General features: G+C 58.4%; 18 protein-coding genes. 8 read left to right on the forward strand and 10 right to left on the reverse strand.

Annotated elements, in window-relative coordinates:
* Window positions 1-34: 34 nt before the first annotated feature.
* Window positions 35-2,017 (reverse strand): formate-dependent uric acid utilization protein AegA, encoded by a 1,983-nt coding sequence (gene aegA / locus CWM61_RS20685; RefSeq protein WP_074387883.1) that lies wholly within the window; start codon window positions 2,015-2,017, stop codon window positions 35-37.
* Window positions 2,018-2,390: 373 nt separating this feature from the next.
* On the opposite strand from aegA, the gene acrD reads away from it, so the two are divergent.
* A complete protein-coding gene (gene acrD, locus CWM61_RS20690) occupies window positions 2,391-5,504 on the forward strand; it encodes a multidrug efflux RND transporter permease AcrD (RefSeq protein WP_074387882.1) in 3,114 nt (1,037 codons plus the stop codon).
* Window positions 5,505-5,631: 127 nt separating this feature from the next.
* Here the strand turns inward: acrD and ypfM are convergent, their stop codons facing one another.
* Window positions 5,632-5,691, reverse strand: coding sequence for a protein YpfM (gene ypfM / locus CWM61_RS20695; RefSeq protein WP_100181659.1), 60 nt, complete (start codon window positions 5,689-5,691; stop codon window positions 5,632-5,634).
* Window positions 5,692-6,057: 366 nt separating this feature from the next.
* Here ypfM and CWM61_RS20700 point away from each other — a divergent pair, with 366 nt between their 5' ends.
* The 3 genes from CWM61_RS20700 to CWM61_RS20710 are packed head-to-tail and all read left to right on the forward strand — an operon-like array spanning window position 6,058 to window position 7,772.
* Window positions 6,058-6,411, forward strand: coding sequence for an ArsC family reductase (locus CWM61_RS20700; protein WP_008803838.1), 354 nt, complete (start codon window positions 6,058-6,060; stop codon window positions 6,409-6,411).
* Window positions 6,412-6,414: 3 nt separating this feature from the next.
* A complete protein-coding gene (dapE, locus tag CWM61_RS20705) occupies window positions 6,415-7,542 on the forward strand; it encodes a succinyl-diaminopimelate desuccinylase (RefSeq protein WP_061153699.1) in 1,128 nt (375 codons plus the stop codon).
* A 26-nt stretch (window positions 7,543-7,568) separates the two neighbouring features.
* Complete coding sequence (locus CWM61_RS20710; RefSeq protein WP_002913768.1) at window positions 7,569-7,772, forward strand: YpfN family protein; 204 nt, start codon at window positions 7,569-7,571, stop codon at window positions 7,770-7,772.
* 48 nt (window positions 7,773-7,820) lie between these two features.
* On the opposite strand, the gene ypfH is transcribed toward CWM61_RS20710, so the two are convergent.
* The 6 genes from ypfH to dapA all read right to left on the reverse strand — a co-directional run bounded on the left by ypfH (window position 7,821) and on the right by dapA (window position 14,477).
* The gene (ypfH, locus tag CWM61_RS20715) at window positions 7,821-8,516 is read right to left on the reverse strand and encodes an esterase (protein WP_074387881.1); all 696 of its coding nucleotides are present in this window, start codon (window positions 8,514-8,516) and stop codon (window positions 7,821-7,823) included.
* Between the two features lie 76 nt (window positions 8,517-8,592).
* On the reverse strand, window positions 8,593-10,596 hold the full coding sequence (locus tag CWM61_RS20720) for a tRNA(Met) cytidine acetyltransferase TmcA (RefSeq protein ID WP_100631846.1): 2,004 nt from the start codon (window positions 10,594-10,596) through the stop codon (window positions 8,593-8,595).
* A 9-nt stretch (window positions 10,597-10,605) separates the two neighbouring features.
* Window positions 10,606-11,481: a neutral zinc metallopeptidase gene (locus tag CWM61_RS20725; protein WP_061153696.1), complete on the reverse strand. Its 876-nt coding sequence runs from the start codon at window positions 11,479-11,481 to the stop codon at window positions 10,606-10,608.
* A gap of 121 nt (window positions 11,482-11,602) precedes the next feature.
* On the reverse strand, window positions 11,603-12,316 hold the full coding sequence (purC, locus tag CWM61_RS20730; RefSeq protein WP_061153695.1) for a phosphoribosylaminoimidazolesuccinocarboxamide synthase: 714 nt from the start codon (window positions 12,314-12,316) through the stop codon (window positions 11,603-11,605).
* Window positions 12,317-12,547: 231 nt separating this feature from the next.
* Window positions 12,548-13,582: an outer membrane protein assembly factor BamC gene (gene bamC, locus CWM61_RS20740; RefSeq protein WP_061153694.1), complete on the reverse strand. Its 1,035-nt coding sequence runs from the start codon at window positions 13,580-13,582 to the stop codon at window positions 12,548-12,550.
* A gap of 16 nt (window positions 13,583-13,598) precedes the next feature.
* Entirely contained in the window at window positions 13,599-14,477 is an 879-nt protein-coding gene (gene dapA, locus CWM61_RS20745) for a 4-hydroxy-tetrahydrodipicolinate synthase (protein ID WP_100631847.1), read from the reverse strand.
* 153 nt (window positions 14,478-14,630) lie between these two features.
* Between dapA and CWM61_RS20750 the strand changes: the two genes are divergently transcribed.
* A complete protein-coding gene (locus tag CWM61_RS20750; RefSeq protein ID WP_002913804.1) occupies window positions 14,631-15,197 on the forward strand; it encodes a glycine cleavage system transcriptional repressor in 567 nt (188 codons plus the stop codon).
* A gap of 3 nt (window positions 15,198-15,200) precedes the next feature.
* On the forward strand, window positions 15,201-15,671 hold the full coding sequence (bcp, locus tag CWM61_RS20755) for a thioredoxin-dependent thiol peroxidase (protein ID WP_002913805.1): 471 nt from the start codon (window positions 15,201-15,203) through the stop codon (window positions 15,669-15,671).
* 61 nt (window positions 15,672-15,732) lie between these two features.
* Here bcp and CWM61_RS20760 read toward each other — a convergent pair whose 3' ends face one another.
* A complete protein-coding gene (locus CWM61_RS20760) occupies window positions 15,733-16,797 on the reverse strand; it encodes an AI-2E family transporter (RefSeq protein WP_012540911.1) in 1,065 nt (354 codons plus the stop codon).
* Window positions 16,798-16,851: 54 nt separating this feature from the next.
* Window positions 16,852-16,968, reverse strand: a complete 117-nt coding sequence (locus CWM61_RS29415) for a hypothetical protein (RefSeq protein ID WP_012540910.1) — start codon at window positions 16,966-16,968, stop codon at window positions 16,852-16,854.
* Window positions 16,969-17,019: 51 nt separating this feature from the next.
* On the opposite strand from CWM61_RS29415, the gene bepA reads away from it, so the two are divergent.
* Both bepA and arsC read left to right on the forward strand, forming a co-directional pair.
* Window positions 17,020-18,483 (forward strand): beta-barrel assembly-enhancing protease, encoded by a 1,464-nt coding sequence (bepA, locus tag CWM61_RS20765; RefSeq protein ID WP_100631848.1) that lies wholly within the window; start codon window positions 17,020-17,022, stop codon window positions 18,481-18,483.
* A gap of 9 nt (window positions 18,484-18,492) precedes the next feature.
* Window positions 18,493-18,852 carry an arsenate reductase (glutaredoxin) gene (arsC, locus tag CWM61_RS20770; protein WP_061153691.1) on the forward strand — a complete coding sequence of 120 codons (360 nt, stop codon included), beginning with the start codon at window positions 18,493-18,495 and terminating at the stop codon, window positions 18,850-18,852.
* The last annotated feature ends 127 nt before the right edge of the window (window positions 18,853-18,979 follow it).

Below are 18,979 nucleotides of genomic sequence, written 5' to 3' on the forward strand. Positions count from 1 at the left end.
GTCCTCATACTACGCTGCGGGACCGGGTTTGTCGTCAGTGAAGCGGCGTCGTTTTCAGCGCCAGATAGTCCAAAATCCCCTGCGCCGCGTGACGGCCTTCCGCCATCGCCGTCACTACAAGGTCTGCGCCGCGCACGGCATCGCCGCCGGCAAAGATCTTCTCCTGACTGGTCTGGTAACGGTAACGGCTCTCGACGCCGGCTTTGATGCGCCCCTGGCTGTCCAGCGCCACGCCCGCCGCTTCCAGCCAGGGCATGCGGTGCGGGTGGAAGCCAAAGGCCATGATCACCGCATCTGCCGGCATAACAAACTCACTGCCGGGGATCGGCGTCGGGCGGCGTCTTCCTCCCGCGTCCGGGGCGCCCAGTTCGGTGCGCAGAAAACGTACCCCATTCACCCGCCCGCTCTCGTCCAGCTCCAGGGTCACCGGCTGGACGTTAAACTCAAAGACCGCCCCCTCTTCGCGGGCGTTTTTGACCTCTTTTTTCGAGCCCGGCATGTTGGCTTCATCCCGCCGATAGGCGCAGGTCACCTGGCGGGCGCCGTGGCGCAGCGCGGTTCGCACGCAGTCCATCGCGGTATCGCCACCACCCAGCACGACGACGTTCAGCCCGGCGGTGTTGATATAGGGCTCTTGAGCCGATGCCGCCAGCCCCATCACCTGTTTGGTGTTGGCGATAAGAAACGGCAGCGCATCGTAGACGCCGGGGGCCTCTTCGTTTGGCAGCCCCGCCTTCATGGAGCGATAAGTTCCGGCGCCAACGAACACCGCGTCATAATCGGCCAGCAGCGTCGCCATGGGGATATCTTTCCCCACCTCACAATTGAGCTCAAAGCGGATACCCATCTCGCTGAAAATTCCCCGCCGCCGGGCCAGCAGCGATTTATCCAGCTTGAACGCCGGGATGCCGAAGGTCAGCAGACCGCCGATCTCCGGATGACGGTCAAAGACCACCGGCTGGACGCCGTGACGCACCAGCACATCGGCGCAGGCCAGCCCGGCCGGCCCGGCGCCGATAATCGCCACCCGCTTACCGCTCGGCTTAACCTGCGAGAGGTCCGGACGCCAGCCGCTGGCCAGCGCCTGGTCGGAAATATAGCGCTCAATGTTGCCGATGGTGACTGCGCCGCTTTCATCGCGCAGGGTGCAGGCACCTTCACACAGCCGGTCCTGGGGGCAGACGCGACCGGTGATCTCCGGCAGGCAATTGGTCTGATGGGAAAGCGCGACCGCGGCGGCGATATCCCCCGCCTTAACCAGCTCGACCCACTGCGGAATATGGTTATGCAGCGGGCAGGTCCATTCGCAAATACTGTGTTCCCCACATGTGAGGCAGCGGGCGGCCTGCTGCTGCGCCTGCGTCGGGGTGAACGGCTGATAGATCTCCTCAAAGTGGCTCTTACGCACCTCCGCCGCCAGCTTATCCGGCTCCCCGCGCGGCGGCGTCATCGCCATTTGCCTGGCCTTCGCGCCAGCATTGGGCTGGCTGCAGGGCGGCGTACCGCGCTGCCACGGCTGCGCCTCCTGGCATGCCGAGCGCAAACGCCGCTGCTTCGCCAGCGCGGTCAATGTCTCATCGTCGGCGAGGGTCAGCGCCTGCGCGGGACAGTTTTCCACACAGGCCGGTCCCGCCTCGCGGCCCTGGCACAGATCGCACTTCTGCGCGCTGGCCTTTACCTGACCTGCAGCCTGCGGCGTCACCACCACCTGCATCACCCCGAACGGGCAGGCCACCATGCAGGATTTACAGCCAATGCATTTCTCCTGACTGACCTGAACGCTGTCGCCGGACTGGGCGATAGCGTCGTTGGGACAACTGCGGATGCAGGGGGCGTCTTCACAGTGGCGGCAGGTGATAGCGTTACGCTGGCCCTCCGCTTTGATGACGGTGATACGTGGCAAAAAGCGCTGCGGGGTCAGCACGTGTTGCTCCTCGTTATGCGCCATTACGCAGGCCACTTCGCAGGCCTGGCAGCCGATACATTTTCGACTATCGCTCAAAATAAAGTGGTTCATGGCTTCCTTTTGTCTTATTGGTGAATAACCCCTCAATACGCATGCCTATTTATTACCCGACAAGACGGCGCCGGAACAATGTCCAAATGCCCAGGATAAACTTTTTCTGGAGAGAATCCGTTTTGGATCAATTTTTTTGACTTAACTGAAATGAGGTTTCACACCGGCAAGGGATAATGCGCCCCGGCTGCGGCAGAGAAGCTGAATGTCTGCCTGCTGACAGGAAAGTTCGATGTTTCTTTACGATACGGCAAAAGCAACATGATAAATTACACTATCTCCTTAATTTCTCCACGATTGCCGGAGGCGCTGGCGCTAAAGTGGCACAGGCTGTGCAATAACAAAAAAATGTGCATATGAGGTCTTTATTCTGATGGCGAATTTCTTTATCGATCGCCCCATTTTTGCGTGGGTGCTGGCAATCCTGTTATGTCTGACGGGCACCCTTGCCATTTTGTCGCTTCCGGTTGAACAGTATCCCGACCTGGCCCCGCCGAACGTGCGGATCACCGCTAACTATCCCGGAGCCTCCGCGCAAACCCTGGAAAATACCGTCACCCAGGTTATCGAGCAGAATATGACCGGCCTCGATAACCTGATGTATATGTCATCCCAGAGCAGCGCCACTGGCCAGGCGACGATCACGCTCAGCTTTACCGCCGGTACCGACCCGGATGAAGCCGTGCAGCAGGTTCAGAACCAGCTGCAGTCGGCGATGCGTAAACTGCCGCAGGCGGTGCAAAACCAGGGGGTGACGGTGCGCAAGACCGGTGACACCAATATCCTGACCCTTGCCTTCGTCTCCACCGACGGCAGCATGGATAAACAAGATATTGCCGACTACGTCGCCAGTAACATCCAGGATCCGCTCAGCCGCGTCAACGGCGTGGGGGATATCGACGCCTACGGCTCGCAATACTCAATGCGCATCTGGCTCGACCCGGCGAAGCTCAACAGCTACCAGATGACCACCAAGGATGTGACCGACGCCATCAGTTCGCAGAACGCCCAGATTGCCGTCGGCCAACTAGGCGGGACGCCTTCGGTCGATAAGCAGGCGCTAAACGCCACCATCAACTCGCAATCGCTGCTGCAAACCCCGGAGCAATTCCGTGATATCACCCTGCGCGTCAATCAGGATGGTTCAGAGGTGACGCTGGGCGATGTCGCCACCGTCGAGATGGGGGCAGAAAAGTACGACTACCTCAGCCGCTACAACCGTCAGGCCGCTTCTGGTCTGGGAATAAAGCTCGCTTCCGGCGCCAACGAAATGGCCACGGCGGAGCGCGTGATCAATCGCCTCAATGAGCTGTCGCAGTTTTTCCCCCACGGTCTGGAATATAAAGTTGCCTACGAGACCACCTCCTTTGTGAAAGCCTCTATCACCGACGTGGTCAAAACGCTGCTGGAGGCGATCCTGCTGGTCTTCCTCGTGATGTATCTGTTCCTGCAGAACTTCCGCGCGACCCTGATCCCTACTATTGCCGTACCGGTGGTGCTGATGGGCACTTTCGCGGTGCTGTATGCCTGTGGCTACAGCATCAATACCCTGACGATGTTCGCAATGGTGCTGGCAATCGGCCTGCTGGTGGATGACGCCATCGTGGTAGTGGAGAACGTCGAGCGCATCATGAGCGAGGAAGGCCTGTCGCCGCGCGAGGCGACCCGCAAATCGATGGGGCAAATTCAGGGCGCGCTGGTGGGGATCGCCATGGTGCTGTCGGCGGTGTTTGTGCCGATGGCCTTCTTCGGCGGCACCACCGGGGCCATCTATCGCCAGTTCTCGATCACGATCGTCGCGGCGATGGTCCTTTCAGTGCTGGTGGCCATGATCCTCACCCCGGCCCTCTGCGCGACGCTGCTCAAGCCGGTTAAGCCTGGTGAATCTCATGAAAGAAAAGGCTTCTTCGGCTGGTTCAACCGCACCTTCAACCGCAGCGCCAGCCGCTACGAAACCTTTGTCGGCAAAATTCTTCACCGCTCGCTGCGCTGGATGCTGATCTACGTCGTCCTGCTCGGCGGGATGGTGTTCCTGTTCCTGCATCTGCCCACCTCGTTCCTGCCGCTGGAAGATCGCGGGATGTTCACCACCTCGGTCCAGTTGCCGAGCGGCGCTACTCAGCAGCAGACGCTGAAAGTAGTGCAAAAAGCGGAAGATTACTTCCTCAATAATGAGAAGCAGAACGTCGAGTCGGTATTTGCCACCGTCGGTTCCGGCCCCGGCGGCAACGGGCAGAACGTGGCCCGCATGTTTGTGCGTCTCAAAGACTGGGACCAGCGCGACCCGGAAACCGGCTCCTCCTTTGCCATTATTGAACGCGCCACCAAAGCGTTTAATCAGATCAACGAAGCGCGAGTCATCGCCAGCAGCCCGCCGGCCATCAGCGGCCTCGGTAGTTCGGCAGGCTTCGATATGGAGCTGGAGGATCACGCCGGTAAGGGGCACGACGCGCTGATGGCGGCACGCGATACGCTGCTTGAACTGGCCGGCAAAAACCCGCTGTTGACCCGCGTCCGCCATAACGGGCTCGACGACAGCCCGCAGCTGCAGGTCGATATCGATCAGCGTAAAGCGCAGGCGCTGGGCGTCTCCATTGACGACATCAACGATACGCTGCAAACCGCGTGGGGGTCGAGCTACGTCAACGACTTTATGGATCGCGGCCGAGTGAAGAAAGTCTACGTCCAGGCAGCGGCGAAATACCGGATGCTGCCTGACGATATTAATCTCTGGTATGTCCGCAACAGCAGCGGCACGATGGTGCCGTTCTCGGCCTTCGCCACCTCACGCTGGGAGACAGGCTCACCGCGTCTGGAACGCTACAATGGCTACTCGGCGGTGGAGATCGTCGGTGAGGCGGCGCCGGGTATCAGTACCGGCACCGCGATGGACATGATGGAGAAGCTGGCCGCGCAGTTGCCAACCGGCTTTGGCCTCGAATGGACCGCCATGTCCTACCAGGAACGCCTCTCTGGCGCTCAGGCGCCGGCACTGTACGCGATTTCGCTGCTGGTGGTGTTCCTGTGCCTGGCGGCGCTGTACGAGAGCTGGTCGGTGCCGTTCTCGGTGATGCTGGTGGTCCCGCTCGGGGTGATTGGCGCCCTGCTGGCGACCTGGATGCGTGGCCTGGAGAATGATGTTTACTTCCAGGTGGGCCTGTTGACGGTGATCGGCCTGTCGGCGAAAAACGCCATTCTGATCGTTGAGTTCGCCAACGAGCTGAACGAGAAAGGCCAGGATCTGCTCAGCGCCACGCTGTCGGCCTGCCGTCAGCGTCTGCGCCCCATCCTGATGACCTCGCTGGCGTTTATCTTCGGCGTGCTGCCGATGGCGACCAGCACCGGTGCCGGCTCCGGCAGCCAGCATGCGGTCGGTACCGGGGTGATGGGCGGGATGATCTCTGCTACCGTACTGGCCATCTTTTTCGTGCCGCTGTTCTTTGTGCTGGTACGCCGTCGCTTTCCGCTGAAAGAGCGTGCGCAATAAAACCTCGGGCGTTGGCGGCGAGGCGTAATAACAGAAAAGGCGACCATTAAGGTCGCCTTCTTTATGTGTTCAGAACCATGACGCGCTTATTTACTTCGCGTTATTCCCCTGCTCACATTGCGGAAATTTATTTACGAAGCATGCCTTCAATAAAATCTTTCCAGTTCCCCAGTTCATGTTCAATCATAATAGCCTCTCTTATTATTATGGTCGATTCTATATAACTTCATTGCTGATGGGAAGTTGTGCTCCCCTATTGCTCTGATTGTCTAGTGGACCGCTGACAGAGATAAAACCTCTGGATGCCGCCACTATGCCGCCTCGCATGTAAAAATTATGTGACACAGAGCACCCTCAAACCACATTTTTGCAATATTGTTAATGACCTCACATCACGCCCGTGAGTGGGCAAAAATTAATCACCTGAGTCCATTGTCTGAGATCCCCGGTAAAAAGTTATATTTATTCATCTGAATCACGTATTATTTCATTAAGACTTATATATTCGGAAATATCTGAGTTAACCGCTTAATTGAATGTAAAAGGGTTATCTATGCTCACCATGTACGGAATTAAAAACTGCGATACCATTAAAAAAGCCCGTCGCTGGCTGGAAGCGCATCAGATTGCGTATCAGTTTCATGACTACCGCGCCGATGGCCTTGACCGCGCGCAACTGGATACTTTTATTGCCGAACTGGGCTGGCAGGCGCTGCTGAATACCCGCGGCACCACCTGGCGCAAACTCGACGAGTCGCTGCGCAACAGCATCGATAATGCCGACGCTGCCGCCGCATTGATGCTGGAAATGCCGGCGATTATCAAACGCCCATTGCTCTGCGCGCCCGGTCGTCCTATGCTGCTGGGTTTTAGTGAAGCAAGTTATCAGCAGTTTAACGAGGTATAGTCTATGTCTTGCCCGGTCATTGAGCTGGCTCAGCAGCTTATTCGCCGCCCTTCCCTTAGCCCCGATGATGCGGGATGCCAGGCGTTAATGATTGAACGCCTGCGTGCGATCGGCTTTACCGTTGAACCGATGGATTTCGGCGATACACAGAATTTCTGGGCCTGGCGCGGCCACGGTGAGACGCTGGCCTTCGCCGGCCACACCGACGTGGTTCCGCCGGGCGACGCTGACCGCTGGATCAACCCCCCGTTCGAACCGACCATCCGCGACGGCATGCTGTTCGGCCGCGGTGCAGCAGATATGAAAGGCTCGCTGGCGGCGATGGTGGTGGCGGCGGAACGTTTTGTCGCGCAGTACCCGAATCATCGCGGCAGACTGGCGTTCTTGATCACCTCAGATGAAGAGGCCAGCGCCAAAAACGGCACCGTCAAAGTGGTGGAAACGCTGATGGCGCGTAATGAGCGTCTGGACTACTGTCTGGTCGGCGAACCCTCCAGTACCGAGGTGGTCGGCGATGTGGTGAAAAACGGCCGCCGCGGCTCGCTGACCTGCAACCTGACCATTCACGGCGTGCAGGGCCATGTCGCCTATCCGCACCTTGCCGATAACCCTGTCCATCGCGCGGCGCCGATGCTGGCGGAGCTGGTCAATATCGAGTGGGATAAAGGCAATGAATTTTTCCCGCCAACCAGCATGCAGATTGCCAACGTGCAGTCCGGTACCGGTAGCAACAACGTGATCCCCGGCGATATGTTCGTCCAGTTCAACTTCCGCTTCAGTACGGAACTGACGGACGAGATGATCAAAGCCCGCGTGGTCGCCCTGCTGGAAAAATACCAGCTGCGTTACAGCGTGGAGTGGTGGCTCTCCGGCCAACCGTTCCTCACCGGGCGCGGCAAGCTGGTGGATGCGGTGGTGAGCGCAATTGAGCACTATAATGAGATCAAACCGCAGCTGTTGACCAACGGCGGCACCTCTGACGGACGGTTTATCGCCCGCATGGGGGCGCAGGTGGTTGAGCTGGGCCCCGTGAACGCAACCATTCACAAAATTAATGAATGTGTGAACGCCGCCGACCTGCAACTGCTGGCACGGATGTATCAACGCGTAATGGAACAGCTGGTCGCCTGACGAATTGACGTAAAGAGGAAGCGCGCATGGAATGGCTTATTAAACACTGGTGGATTCTGGTTCTGGTCTTTTTGGTGGGGGTGATTATCAACGTGATCAAAGATCTGAACCGCGTTGACCACAAAAAATTCCTTAACAACAAACCCGATCTGCCGCCGCACCGCGATTTTAACGATAAATGGGACGATGACGACGACTGGCCGAAGCACGACCAGTCGAAGAAACCGTAAGTTTGCCTTTATCGCGGTACAGCCCGCCTGTAACCCCGTCCGCCGGGGTTACAGCATTTCGATGATATCGTCCCCTTTTGGCGTACTGCCGCTCAGCGCCTCATCAAAATAGTGCTTCGGCACGGTATAACGCAGACGTTCGATCGCGAACTGCATGCTGCGATCGTCAATGGCATGCCCCAGATCGTCAACAATATCTAACGTCACGTCGCCGCCCGCCTGCTGTAATGCCTCCTGAGCCGACACCGCCCACGCCAGATCGATAACCCGATCTTCGCCCCCGTGGATCAGGTGAATGGTGGTGGCTGTCGTTGCCGTCACCGGCAGCGTCGCGTAGCGGCCATTAAAGGCAATCACTCTTGAAGCCAGAGCCGGCGCCGCTTTGATACTCTCCAGCGACATAATCGCCCCCTGAGAGAAACCGATCAGCGCGGTGGCCAGTGGGCTGACGCCGCTTTTCTCCTGCCAGTAGCGCACAATGTCAATGAAGGTCGGCATAATGGCATCAATGCGCTGCTGACGATTCTCTTCCGTCACTCCCTGCACCGAAAACCACTGCCGACCGTTGGGGCCGCAAGGTTCGACCCCGCCGATGCTGACAATTAGCGCATCGGGAAACTGCGGCGCGAACCAGCTGCCGATTTGCCCCATAGAGACCGGGTTATCACCCACACCATGAAACAGCAGCAACAGCTGTTGCGCAGGCGTCGCAGGGCTTTGAACAATAAAATGATCGTGTTTCATGGCTGTCTCCTTAGTGTATGCGGGCAGTTTACGCCGCTCGCCAGATATGACCATGTCATTTAACTGAATGAGTTAGTTAAAAAAATTGCAGATGCGCCACCTGCTGACGCAGCGCCTCAGCACGTGCTGCATCGAGGAAGCATAAGGCGTCAGCGGCCTCAACACGCCATCTCGCCAGCAGGGCTTTACGCCCCGTCAGCCGCAGCGCAGCGCACAGCGCAGCTTCCTCTTCTCCCTGCAGACGCCCGCGCAGGGCCGGTAACGGCATGTCGACCTGCATCAGCAGGCGGTTGAGGCAGCCCAGCGCCGCGGCCAACGGGCGATGGGCGAAGGCAAAGCTCGCCGCTTCCAGCCAGTCTTCATCACTAAGCATAGCGTCTGCGACGGCCGGCAGCGGCGCGGATTCCTCCCGCCATGGGCGAAGCCAGTGTTCATCGCGCTGCAGCCGCTGCGCCTCCCGCTGCGCGAGCTGGTGCCCCGTCGCGGTCAGCGGGAACAGAGCCATCGCGGTATAGCAGCCGCTGCTGGCCTCGCGATGGGTTCCCAGCCGCACGAGGATAAACCCGCAGCGTTGCCAGAAGCGCCACAGCTCAGGGGTATAGCCGAAGCTGACGGACAGATAGTCATAGCCTGCGGCAGCGGCGGCGATATCGGCGATCATCTTCTGCCCGAGACCTTCGCGCTGACGGGCAGGATGGACAGCGATCCGACTGACCCGCAGCCCGGACAGCGTCGCCGCCAGGGGACTGCCGCCATGGGCCGCCAGCGACTGAGCGACCAGATTACCGCGCGGCCGGCGAAACCCTGCCCACACCGCCCGGCTGAGTTCGGGAGAAAGTCCCCCCTCGGCCACCAGCCACAGCGCGCCCGCCACCGCGCCGCCGGCGCGAGCACAGTGAAAAGCCTGGCCCGGGGCATCCATCATGCGCCGCAGATCGAGCGGGGAAGTCCGGTAATGCGCCCCGGACAATAGCTGATACATCGCCTCCGGTAGCGCAGGCAGCGATTGCCAGCAGGACTGATTGACCGCCTCCAGCACCACCTCCCCCGTCGGCGCGTCGCGAAATGCCTCATCATTAAAGATCAGCAGTTGACGGATGGCTGACTCCAGCGGACAGCCCGCTGCCCAGCGGATCGGGGCGCTCAGGCTGAATGACTGCAGATGGGGCAAGCTGGCGCAAAATTTCAGCAGGAATCCGCGACCAGTGCCTTCATAACCCTGTACCGTCGTGGTGAGCAGCGTGCGGGGAAAACGGCTTACCAGCTGCCGGAGAAGCGGAGCCGGGATCGACGCGGCCTCATCGACAATCAGCCAGGCCGCCGTTTCTTGCGACGCCAACAGCGCATCCGGCGCCATAAAGCGAAACGCCTCGCCGGCAAAGCTCGCCAGCACCTCGACGGCGCTACGCGTTGGGGCGATGACGATGGCCTCGCCCCCAAGCTGGCGCAGCAGCATGCCCGCGAGAGCGGATTTCCCTCGCCCGCGCTCTGCCGTCACCGCCGCGATACCGGGCGGCAGCCGCGACAGTTGCTCCAGGATTAGCGCCTGCTCGGCCTGGGGGTGGCCATCGGCGGGATGCCAGTCAGGGCGCGGGGCGGCCAGCGGGAAGCGCGGCCGGTCCGACTGCTGCCAGAGCAGCACCTCCGGATCGGCGATAAACTGCCGGCAGCAGCGGTGAACAAAGTTGGGGGTAACGATAGGGTCGGGAGTATCGCTCCAGCGCAGGGAGTCCTCATCCGCCCGGGTCAGCCAGTCGGCGAAGGGGGGCGTCAGCAGCACCAGCCAGCTTCCCGCCCGCAGCGTTCCGCTCAGGGCCGCCAGGGCCGCCACGTCACACCCGCGCCGGGCATCGAAAAAGGCGTGCATCACTTCCCGCCCCAGCAGCGTCTTCAGGGCGCCGGGCGCCACGCAGGGCGCAAAAACCGGATCGGAGCCTACCCACAGACCATCGCCGCCGAGCCGCTCCCGTAGCGCCTGCGCCTGCTGCTGCGTCCAGGCCTCATCGCCGCTGAGCACCAGCAGGCGACGGATCCCCTCTCGCGCCATCTGCGCGGTGAGGTTAAGCAGCGTGTCCATCATGGGCGAGGATTACAGCGCGCTGCCGAAAGTATTGCACTGCGCCGGATCGCCACTATCGAAACCGCGTTTGAACCAGGTATAACGCTGTTTTGACGTGCCGTGAGTAAAGCTGTCCGGCACCACGCGCCCCTGGCTCTGCTGCTGCAGACGGTCATCACCGATGGCCTCGGCGGCATTCAGCGCCTCCTGCAGATCGCCGGTTTCCAGAATATCCTGCCGCTGCATGTTATGACCCCAGACGCCGGCGAAACAATCCGCCTGAAGCTCCATCTTAACCGACAGGCGGTTGGCTTCGGCCTGAGTGGCATGCTGTTGTTGCTGGCGAACTTTCGGCTCAATGCCCAGCAGTTTTTGCACATGGTGACCCACCTCATGAGCAATAACGTACCCCTGGGCAAAGTCGCCGTCGGCGCCCAGTTTATTTTTCATCTCATCGTAGAAGGACAGATCGATATAGACCGTGCTGTCGGCAGGACAATAGAACGGCCCCATCACCGACTGGCCGGTGCCGCAACCGGTACGGGTCGCGCCGCGGTAGAGCACCAGTTTTGGCTGCGGGTACTGGCGGCCCATCTTTTCAAAGATCGGTCCCCAGGTATCTTCGGTGGTGGCCAGAATCACGGAAGTAAACTTCGCTGCTTCATCGTCTTTCGGACTGATGGAGCGCTGCGTGGAGGTCTGCTGCTGCGGCATCGGCTCCCCGGTCAGCATGCCGGTCAAATCCACGCCGTAGTAGCCCGCCACCAGCACGATAATCAGCAGCACAATGCCGCCCTTCCCGCTCGGCAGACGGAAGCCACCGCCTCCACCACCGCCAAACGGCGAGCCTGATTGACCACGTCGATCTTCAACATTGTCGCTTTCGCGACGCCCTTGCCAGCGCATAAGCACCTCATTCCCTGTTATGTATCAATAGCAGAGATCGTAGGCGGTTCAGCGCAGGATTACCACAGGAAACAGCAGGAAGCGCGCCAGAAGATGAAGCTATCTTCTGGCGGCGGGCGGGTTAGTCGAGCTTAACACCCAGGCGGTGAGCCACTTCTTCGTAGGCTTCAATCAGGCCGCCAAGACTCTGGCGGAAGCGGTCTTTGTCCATTTTATCGAGGGTGTTTTTGTCCCACAGACGGCTGCCGTCCGGCGAAAACTCATCGCCCAGCACCACTTCGCCTTTGAACAGACCAAACTCCAGCTTAAAGTCCACCAGAATCAGACCGGCGTCATCGAACAGCTTTTTCAGCACGTCGTTGGCTTTGTAGGTCAGCTCGCGCATCCGCGCCAGATTCTCTTTGCTCACCCAGCCGAAGGTTTCGCAGTAGGAGTCGTTGACCATCGGATCGTGCATAGCATCGTTTTTCAGGAACAGGTCGAACAGCGGCGGGTTCAGCTCGATACCTTCTTCAATGCCTAAACGTTTTACCAGCGAGCCTGCCGCACGGTTACGCACCACGCACTCTACCGGCACCATATCCAGTTTTTTCACCAGACATTCGGTATCGGAAAGCAGCGCTTCCATCTGGGTAGGGATGCCCGCTTCTGCCAGTTTGCTCATAATGAAATGGTTGAACTTGTTATTCACCATGCCTTTACGATCGAACTGCTCGATGCGCGCGCCATCACCTGCTGACGTATCGTTACGGAATTCCAGTACCAGCAGGTCCGGATTATCGGTGCTGTAAACGGTCTTCGCTTTACCACGATACAACTCAGCTAGCTTTTTCATCTTTCACCACTCCAGTGATATTAAGCCCAAAAAAATACGTCGCAGCCTATACACAAAAGCATTCAAAGTGCATCGAGGCGGCAACTGAGCGAATCCCCGGGAGCTTACAGAAGTAAGTGACTGGGGTGAACGAAGGCAGCCAACAAAGAGGCGATTTGAAGGATAATGTGTATACGCACACGTTTGCGTCACTATACATTAAAAAGGGCCGGATTGCTCCAGCCCTTTTGATTACTTGTTAAATGCGGCCTGGAATACGGCTACCAGGGCGTCATTTTGCGACTGCGTCAGGGTGTGGCCTTTCGGGTCGATGAACTGCAGGCTACTGCGGTTATCGAGGTCGCCGACCTGCAGTTTGTAGTCACCGGAAACCAGCTGCGGATCGCGTGCACCCAGCTCCTGCCAGCTGCTGTCAGACAGCGGCTTGTAGGTCAGCGCCATGCTGCCCTGAGAGCGCGTGCTGTCGGTCACTTTCATTCCCACTTTTTCGAGGGCGCCCGGCAGACGTTGCCACACCATGTTAAACGGTGCGCGAACGACAAGCATCGGCAGGCCGGTATCGTCGGCAGCGCTCTGCACGTCGAAGGTGGCGCCAGCACTGCGCTGGGCCGCGTTCTGGGCGCTGGTGGCGCTCGCATCAAGGCCTTCCGAAATGACGTTCAGCATGGCGGTGCTGTAGCGCTGCAGTGACGCCGGATCGGCAACCGGTTTACCCGCCTGCTCCAGATTCACCAGCTTAACGACCACCGCTTGCTGATAGCCCTGCGGTTTGACGGAGATTTGATAACGACCGCGATACTGCTGATCTTCATCAAGGCGGTTCCACTCAACCCAGTCGGTGTTCAGCGTCTGGCTCGCATCATCGCGTTTCGCGATAACGTAGTTCTTCGACTGAAGGATACTGGTGACCTGCGCCCACAGCGAGCCGCTGCGGCCGTTCTCAACCATCAGCGTCGCGGTATCGCCATTAAACTGGGTCCGCGCACCGCTGACCAACGCCAGCGGCTGCGCTGGCGGGCGAATGTCCAGCGCTTTGCCCACCGCGCCGGTGCTGTTGGCCACCGGAATGTTGTAATCACCCACCTGAATCGGCAGGATCATCCCCGCCGGCGCGTGAAGTTCGCTCAACGGTGATGCCTGTAAATAGGCCTCATCACCGCTCACCTGACGCTTATAGCGCGAGTCGGAACTACAGGCCGCGAGGAGTAGAACCAGCGAAACACCCGCAACCTTCGCCAGGCGCGACTTCTGTACTGAGTAAGCCATCAAATCTCCCTAAACTTTACAGCAAACCGGCATGCTTCAGCGCGGCGGTGACGGCTTCACGACCGTGGTCAGTGATGAGCGTCATCGGCAAGCGCAGCGTATCGGTCGCCACAAGACCCAACGCCTTGCATCCCCATTTCACCGGGATAGGATTGGGTTCGACAAATAATTTTGTATGCAGTGGCATCAGACGCTGATTAATCGCACGCGCTTCGGCAAATTGACCCGCCAGCGCCAGACGGCACATGTCGGCCATTTCACGCGCCGCCACGTTGGCCGTGACGGAAATCACGCCCACACCGCCGAGCTGCATGAAGTCCATACCGGTCGCATCGTCACCGCTCAGCAGGATAAAGTCGTCTGAAACCAGCTCTTTGATCTGGTGAACTCGACTTAAGTTCCCTGTTGCTTCCTTAATACCGACAATATTTTTAATTTCCGCCAGACGGCCAACGGTTTCCGGCAGCATATCGCAACCGGTACGGGACGGCACATTATACAGAATTTGCGGCAGGTCAGTATGTTCAGCGATAGCTTTAAAGTGTTGGAACAGGCCTTCCTGGGTCGGACGGTTATAGTAAGGAGTGACCGTCAGGCAGCCGACAACACCGCTGTCGTTAAAACGTTTGGTCAGGCTAATCGCCTCTGCGGTTGCATTGGCTCCCGTTCCAGCGATAACCGGGATACGCCCGTCAGCCAGTTCCAGCGTCATCATCACCACGTCGCCATGCTCTTCATGGCTCAGCGTTGCGGATTCACCGGTAGTCCCTACCGAAACGATCGCCGAGGTTCCGTTGGCGACATGGTAATCAATCAGTTTTTTCAGGCTTGTCCGGCAGACATTACCGTTTTCATCCATCGGCGTGACAAGCGCTACAATACTTCCCGTGAACATGGGCCATCCTCAGAGCAGAAGTGCGACAAGATTCTCAATGTTACGTTTGGAGCTGCAATAAAAGCAAGAGACCCGACGCCATCAGGGATGTTGTATGGCGGTTTTTTTTATGCTTTCCTAATGTTACCTCACCTTTTTAAAGGAAGAACAGGTTTGACAGCCTCATTACAACACTATCTGGTTATTACCGCCCTGGGGGCTGACCGTCCCGGCATCGTGAATACGATCACTCGCCACGTCAGCAGCTGCGGTTGTAATATCGAAGACAGCCGGCTGGCCATGCTCGGTGATGAGTTTACGTTTATCATGCTGCTTTCCGGGTCGTGGAATGCGATTAACCTGATCGAATCAACCCTGCCGCTGAAAGGTGCGGAGCTGGAACTGTTGATCGTGATGAAACGCACCACCGCGCGCCCGCCGCAGGCTATGCCAAACACCGTTTGGGTCCAGGTTGAGGTGCCGGACTCACCGCATATCATCGAGCGCTTTACTGCCCTGTGCGATACATGGAATATGAATATCGCGGAACTGGTGTCCCGCACTCAGCCGGGAGACGGCGATTCCGCGCAGCTTTTTATCCAGATAACTGCCCACAGTCCTGCGACGCAAAATGCAGCAAATATCGAACAAGCGTTCAAAGCCCTATGTACAGAACTCAACGCACAAGGCAGTATTAACATCGTTAATTATTCACAGCATGATGAACAGGATGGAGTTTAACCCATGACCCCACTGAAAGCCGGTGATATCGCACCGAAATTTAGCTTACCGGACCAGGACGGCGAGGAAGTAAATTTAACCGACTTCCAGGGACAACGTGTCCTGGTTTATTTTTACCCGAAAGCCATGACCCCGGGCTGCACCGTACAGGCGTGCGGCTTGCGCGATAATATGGACGACCTGAAGAAAGCCGGTGTAGAAGTGCTGGGTATCAGCACCGATAAACCGGAAAAGCTTTCGCGTTTCGCCGAAAAAGAGTTACTGAACTTCACGCTGCTGTCTGATGAAAACCATCAGGTGTGCGAGCAGTTTGGCGTCTGGGGCGAAAAATCCTTTATGGGGAAAACCTACGACGGTATTCACCGTATTAGTTTCCTCATCGATGCCGATGGCAAAATCGAACATGTCTTTGATGACTTCAAAACCAGCAATCACCACGACGTGGTGCTGAACTGGCTGAAAGAAAACGCCTGATGCAAAGCAAGACGCCGGGGGAGGAAATCCTTGCCCGGCGTCTTTTTTTATCCCGACCCCGTCAGTCGTCGTCAACCACCAGACCATCCGGCCAGGCATGCACCACTGCTTTAATCAGCGTGGCCAGCGGAATGGCGAAGAAGACGCCCCAGAACCCCCACAGTCCGCCAAAGATCACCACCGACAGGATAATCACCAGCGGGTGTAAATTGACCGCTTCTGAGAATAACACCGGGACCAGCAGGTTGCCGTCCAGTCCCTGAATAATCAGATAGACCGCGAACAGGCTCCAGAACTCGGTGCCAGCGCCAAACTGAAACAGCGCCACGCCCACCACCGGGATGGTCACCACAAACGCGCCAATATAGGGGATCAGCACCGAGAAGCCCACCAGCACAGCCAGCAGCAGCGAGTAGTTGAGGCCAAACAGAATAAAGCCTATCCAGGTGGCGACGCTGACGACAATCATCTCCAGCACCTTACCGCGAATGTAGTTGGTGATTTGCTGATTCATCTCCTTCCACACCTGCCCGGCAAGCCCGCGGTTGCGCGGCAGCACACGGCGCACCGCGTTAAGCATTTGCTCTTTATCCTTCAGCAGGAAGAAGACCATTAGCGGCACCAGCACCAGATAGACCGCCAGGGTGAGCAGCCCAACCAGCGAGGCCAGGGAGTACTTCACTACCGAGTCGCCCACCGTCAACATCCGATTGCGCATATTCTCCGCCATCGCATCGATGATGCCGGCATCCATTAACGCCGGATAGCGCCGCGGCAGCGTAGCAGCGAAATCAGAGAGCTTGTTGAGCATGCCCGGCATATCGCGGATAAGATAGATCCCCTGCTGCCAGGCCACCGGCATCACCACAAAGGCCAGCAATAGCAGGATGCCAACGAACAGGATTAGAACCAGCGAGGTCGCCCAGGTGCGCGACAGGCCAATCCGCTCCAGACGAACCGTCGGCCACTCCAGCAGATAGGCCAGTACGATAGCCACCAGTAACGGGGCTAACAGACCGCTGAAAAAGAACATGATGCCGAAACCAGCAAGCAAAATAACCAGCAGCGCTATCGCCTCAGGGTCGCTGAATCGACGGCGGTACCACTGCATTAACATCTCAAGCATAAAACCTTCCCTGAAGGGCCAAGCGGCGACAATCCGGGGAATTGTATCGAAGTGTCACAAAAAAGACTTCGCTTTTTGATGCGCCGCAGACAAACCGTTCTCCGCCGTGAAGATCATATTTTCAAGGCGGCCAACGCCAGCTAAACTCGCTGGGATGCGGCCAGGGAACATTGCGTCGCACAATCGGTCAAACTGGCACACCCACATTACAGGACAGAGGTTATGTTCAGGCAGTTAAAGAAAACGCTGGTGGCGACCGTCATCGCCTCGCTGACGCTGGGTTCGATAGGCCCTGCTTTTGCTGACTCCGCAGATACGCTGCCGGACATGGGGACCTCTGCAGGAAGCACGCTGTCAATTGGTCAGGAAATGCAGATGGGGGATTACTATGTGCGCCAGCTGCGCGGCAGCGCGCCGCTGATTAACGATCCCCTGCTGGTGCAATATATCAACGGGCTGGGCATGCGTCTGGTGGCGCACGCGAACTCAGTGCGCACCCCGTTCCATTTCTATTTGATTAATAACGACCAAATCAACGCCTTCGCCTTCTTTGGCGGCAACGTGGTCCTCCACTCCGCCTTGTTCCGCTACTCTGATAATGAGAGCGAACTGGCCTCTGTCATGGCGCACGAAATCTCCCACGTCACGCAGCGGCATCTCGCCCGTGCGATGGAAGATCAGAAACGCAATGCGCCGCTCACTTGGGTCGGTGCCCTAGGTTCGATTCTGCTGGCGATGGCCAGCCCGCAGGCCGGAATGGCGGCGCTGACCGGGACACTGGCCGGGACTCAACAGGGTATGATCAGCTTCACCCGGCAAAATGAAGAAGAAGCCGACCGGATTGGCATTCAGGTTCTACAGCGCTCGGGTTTTGACCCGCAGGCCATGCCGATGTTTATGGGTAAACTGCTTGATGAGTCGCGCTACTCGACGCGGCCGCCGGAAATGCTGCTCACCCACCCCCTGCCGGAAAGCCGACTGGCCGATGCCCGTAACCGCGCCAACCAGATGCGCCCGGTGGTCGTGCAGTCCTCGGCAGACTTCTATCTGGCGAAGGCACGTACCCTTGGGATGTACACCAACGGCGACAATAAACTGGGCACCGATCTGCTTAACGCCTGGGATAAGGGCAACATCCGCCAACAGCATGCCGCGCAATATGGCCGCGCCCTGCTGGCGATGGAAAGCAACAACTTTGACCAGGCACGCAAAACGCTGCAGCCGCTGCTCAGCGCCGACCCGCAAAACGCCTGGTATCTTGACCTGGCCACGGATATCGACCTTGGGCAGAAGAAAACCAGCGACGCCATCAACCGCCTTAAAAACGCCCGCGAGCTGCGCACCAATCCGGTACTGCAGCTGAACCTGGCCAACGCCTTGCTGCAGGGTGGACAGCCCGGGGAAGCGGCGACCATTCTGAATCGTTATACCTTTACCAATAAAGAGGATGGCAACGGCTGGGACCTGCTGGCCCAGGCGGAAGGCGCGCTGGGCAATCGCGATCAGGAGCTGGCGGCGCGGGCAGAAAGCATGGCGCTGGTCGGTCAGTTGGATCAAGCCATTTCCCTGCTCAGTAGCGCCAGCTCGCAGGTGAAACTTGGTAGCCTGCAGCAGGCGCGTTACGATGCCCGTATCGACCAGCTACGCGATCTGCAGGCCCGCTTCCGCCCCTATCAAAAAATGTAAGGAGACCCCATGACCGACGCGGTAAAAATTTACCATAACCCACGCTGCTCGAAGAGCCGCGAAACGCTGAGCCTGCTGCAAAGCCGCGGCATCGATCCAGAGGTGGTGCTCTATCTCGACACACCGCCGGATGCCGATACGCTGCGTCAGCTGCTGCAGCTGCTGGGTATGGAGAGCCCCCGCGAGCTCATGCGCCAGAAGGAGGATCTGTACAAATCGCTCAATCTTGCCGACCAGGCGCTTAGCGACGCGGCGCTGATTCAGGCGATGGTCGACAATCCTAAGCTCATCGAACGCCCTATCGTCGTCAGCCATGGCCAGGCGCGTATTGGCCGTCCGCCGGAGCAGGTCCTTGAGATCGTAAGCTAACCCACCTGCGCCGCGCTTTCGCGGCGCTTTTTTTACGTGACCGATTCCAGATCTTCCACGCCCATCCCTCCCGCCCGCCGGGTAGTGCTACTGTTCATCTATCGCTCAATCCACTGGACGGATGAAC

Source organism: Klebsiella sp. K-Nf6 (assembly GCF_002806655.1).
Classification (GTDB): Bacteria; Pseudomonadota; Gammaproteobacteria; order Enterobacterales; family Enterobacteriaceae; genus Klebsiella; species Klebsiella variicola.

What these genes read in the sequence shown, in the direction of transcription:
- aegA (WP_074387883.1), bottom strand. Translation starts at nt 2,017, where the DNA reads ATGAACCACTTTATTTTGAGCGATAGTCGAAAATGTATCGGCTGCCAG.
- acrD (WP_074387882.1), top strand. Translation starts at nt 2,391, where the DNA reads ATGGCGAATTTCTTTATCGATCGCCCCATTTTTGCGTGGGTGCTGGCA.
- CWM61_RS20700 (WP_008803838.1), top strand. Translation starts at nt 6,058, where the DNA reads ATGCTCACCATGTACGGAATTAAAAACTGCGATACCATTAAAAAAGCC.
- dapE (WP_061153699.1), top strand. Translation starts at nt 6,415, where the DNA reads ATGTCTTGCCCGGTCATTGAGCTGGCTCAGCAGCTTATTCGCCGCCCT.
- CWM61_RS20710 (WP_002913768.1), top strand. Translation starts at nt 7,569, where the DNA reads ATGGAATGGCTTATTAAACACTGGTGGATTCTGGTTCTGGTCTTTTTG.
- ypfH (WP_074387881.1), bottom strand. Translation starts at nt 8,516, where the DNA reads ATGAAACACGATCATTTTATTGTTCAAAGCCCTGCGACGCCTGCGCAA.
- CWM61_RS20720 (WP_100631846.1), bottom strand. Translation starts at nt 10,596, where the DNA reads ATGATGGACACGCTGCTTAACCTCACCGCGCAGATGGCGCGAGAGGGG.
- CWM61_RS20725 (WP_061153696.1), bottom strand. Translation starts at nt 11,481, where the DNA reads ATGCGCTGGCAAGGGCGTCGCGAAAGCGACAATGTTGAAGATCGACGT.
- purC (WP_061153695.1), bottom strand. Translation starts at nt 12,316, where the DNA reads ATGAAAAAGCTAGCTGAGTTGTATCGTGGTAAAGCGAAGACCGTTTAC.
- bamC (WP_061153694.1), bottom strand. Translation starts at nt 13,582, where the DNA reads ATGGCTTACTCAGTACAGAAGTCGCGCCTGGCGAAGGTTGCGGGTGTT.
- dapA (WP_100631847.1), bottom strand. Translation starts at nt 14,477, where the DNA reads ATGTTCACGGGAAGTATTGTAGCGCTTGTCACGCCGATGGATGAAAAC.
- bcp (WP_002913805.1), top strand. Translation starts at nt 15,201, where the DNA reads ATGACCCCACTGAAAGCCGGTGATATCGCACCGAAATTTAGCTTACCG.
- CWM61_RS20760 (WP_012540911.1), bottom strand. Translation starts at nt 16,797, where the DNA reads ATGCTTGAGATGTTAATGCAGTGGTACCGCCGTCGATTCAGCGACCCT.
- CWM61_RS29415 (WP_012540910.1), bottom strand. Translation starts at nt 16,968, where the DNA reads ATGTTCCCTGGCCGCATCCCAGCGAGTTTAGCTGGCGTTGGCCGCCTT.
- bepA (WP_100631848.1), top strand. Translation starts at nt 17,020, where the DNA reads ATGTTCAGGCAGTTAAAGAAAACGCTGGTGGCGACCGTCATCGCCTCG.
- arsC (WP_061153691.1), top strand. Translation starts at nt 18,493, where the DNA reads ATGACCGACGCGGTAAAAATTTACCATAACCCACGCTGCTCGAAGAGC.